The following is a 2,251-nucleotide window of genomic DNA, read 5'->3' as shown; positions in this document are numbered from 1 at the left end:
GCCGTTGCGCGTGCAAACCTATGTCACCGCGTCGATCCGCTGGCTGGCGCGGCGAGTACCCCAGTTCCTCGCCGACCATCCCGAGGTCAAGGTCACGCTGAGCACCTGCGCGGTCGAATGGGAATTCGACGATGTCCACGCCGATGTCGGCCTGGTCTATTGCGAGATACCGCCCAACCCGAAGTATCATTGGGTGCCGTTGTTCGAATATAGTCTGTTCCCGGTGTGCAGCCCGGAGGTTGCGGCGCGGCTCGGTCCGGCGCCGAAACCTGCCGACCTGCTCGCCCAGCCGCTCGTCGCGATTTATACCGAGGTTCGAAACTGGAAGAGCTGGTTCGAATCGGCCGGCGTCCCGTTCGATCCGGCGTCGCCTTATCTGGTCGTCGACACGCTGGCGGTCGCGCTTGAAATGGCGCTCGCCGGCCAGGCGATCGCGCTCGTCAACGGACCGTTCGTGGATGCAGACCTGGCCTCTGGACGGCTCGTTCGGCCGGTCCCGCACAAGACGGTGTGTCCCGGCGAATGGGGACTGATCTGCCGGAAGGATATGAAAGACAATCTGCGCATCCGTAAATTCATCGACTGGACGTCGGCGCACGTCGGCGTCTCTGATTAGCGGAGCGAAAGCCACGCCGACTTGGACTGCATGTAGCCGGCAAGGCATTCCATCGACTTATCGCGCGTATTGCCCGATTGCTTGAAGCCGCCAAACGGCTGGGTCATGTCGCCATCGCCGAAGCAATTGACCCACACGACCCCGGCCTCGATTGCTTTGACCATGCGGTGGGCGCGGTGGACGTCGCTCGTCCAGACGCTGGCGGCGAGGCCGTAGATCGAATCATTGGCGATACGAATGGCGTCGGCTTCTTCGCCGAACGGGATCAAGGCGGCGACCGGTCCGAATATCTCTTCGCGGGCGATGTCCATCGCTGGGGCGACGGCGGTGAAGAGTGTCGGCACGACATAGGCCCCGTCGGCCATCGCCGGCACGTCTTGCCCTCCGAACGCAAGGGTTGCGCCCTCGGCTTTCCCTCGCTCGATCCAACTGAGCACGCCTTGCTGCTGTGCGCGCGAAACCATCGGCCCGAGCGTGGTCGCGGGGTCGAGGGGGTTGCCGGGGACGTAGAGTTCCGCGGCGCGGCGGCTCATCCGCTCGACGAATTCATCGTGGATGTCGTGGTGGACCAGCAGCCGCGATCCGGCGTTGCAGACCTGCCCGGCGTTGTCGAAGATGCCCATCACCGCCGCATCGACGGCGCGGTCGATGTCGGGCAAGTCGGGCATGAAGATTTGCGGGCTTTTGCCGCCGGTCTCCAGGCTGACGCGCTTGAGGTTCGACTGGCCCGCGTAGATCATCAGCTGCTTGCCGACCGCAGTCGACCCGGTGAAACTGATCTTGGCGACGTCGGGATGCAGCGCGAGTGCCTTGCCTGCCTCGGGTCCGCTGCCGTTGACAACATTGAACACGCCGTCGGGGCCGCCCGCCTCGACGAACAGCCGGGCCAGCTTGAGGCAGCTGAGTGGTGCCTGCTGGGCGGGCTTGAGCACCACGCAATTGCCTGCTGCCAGCGCCGGCGCGACTTTCCATGTCGCCATCAGCAGGGGATAGTTCCACGACGAGATTGCACCGACCACGCCGAGCGGCTCGCGCGATACCATGTGCACGGCGTCGTGCGCCGAATTGCTGACCGTGCCGGCGATCTTGTCGATGCATTCGCCGAAATAGCGGACCGTGACGACGGTTTCGGGGATATCGATGGTCAGCGCGTCGATCACCGGCTTGCCCATTGCCAGGCTCTCGAGCAGCGCGAATTCATGCGCGTTCGCTTCGACCAGATCGGCAAAGCGAGCGAAGATCGCCATGCGCTGGCGGGGAAGCATGTAGCGCCAGCGGCCATCATCCCACGCGGCCTTGGCGACGCCTACGGCAGCGTCGATGTCGGCCGCCGATCCGCACGCCATCCGTGCAGTGATCCGGCCAGTGGCGGGGTTGATCGCGTTGAACGATTCTCCCGTCACGGAGGGCCGGAACGTGCCGTCGATGAACAGGCCGGTTTCGATCGCCACCCCGGCCGCAGCGCGGGTCCAGTCGGCCAGGGTCGCCATCGCATCGGTCATGTTCGTCGCGACCTCATTCAGCGCCGGGGAATGACTTCATAACCAGCTTCCTCCGGCTCATCATCTACCATCTCGGCCGGGAAGCCCGAGCCAAGCACCTTTATTCCAATCGGCTCTTCATAACGGCGGATGA

2 protein-coding genes are annotated in these 2,251 nt (G+C 64.3%); one reads left to right on the top strand and one right to left on the bottom strand.

From position 1 onward, the window contains the following. A partial coding sequence (locus RMN84_RS10185) for a LysR substrate-binding domain-containing protein (RefSeq protein ID WP_309612061.1) occupies nucleotides 1-616 on the top strand: 616 nt, incomplete at its 5' end. Here the strand turns inward: RMN84_RS10185 and RMN84_RS10180 are convergent. Next, nucleotides 613-2,118: an aldehyde dehydrogenase gene (locus tag RMN84_RS10180; protein WP_309612060.1), complete on the bottom strand. Its 1,506-nt coding sequence runs from the start codon at nucleotides 2,116-2,118 to the stop codon at nucleotides 613-615. The genes RMN84_RS10185 and RMN84_RS10180 overlap by 4 nt on opposite strands. Nucleotides 2,119-2,251 lie beyond the last annotated feature (133 nt).

Source organism: Sphingomonas sp., from assembly GCF_031380695.1.
Taxonomy (GTDB): domain Bacteria; phylum Pseudomonadota; class Alphaproteobacteria; order Sphingomonadales; family Sphingomonadaceae; genus Sphingomicrobium.
The sequence above is the reverse complement of the archived record's forward strand: the minus strand, read 5'-3'. Positions and strand labels throughout refer to the sequence as shown.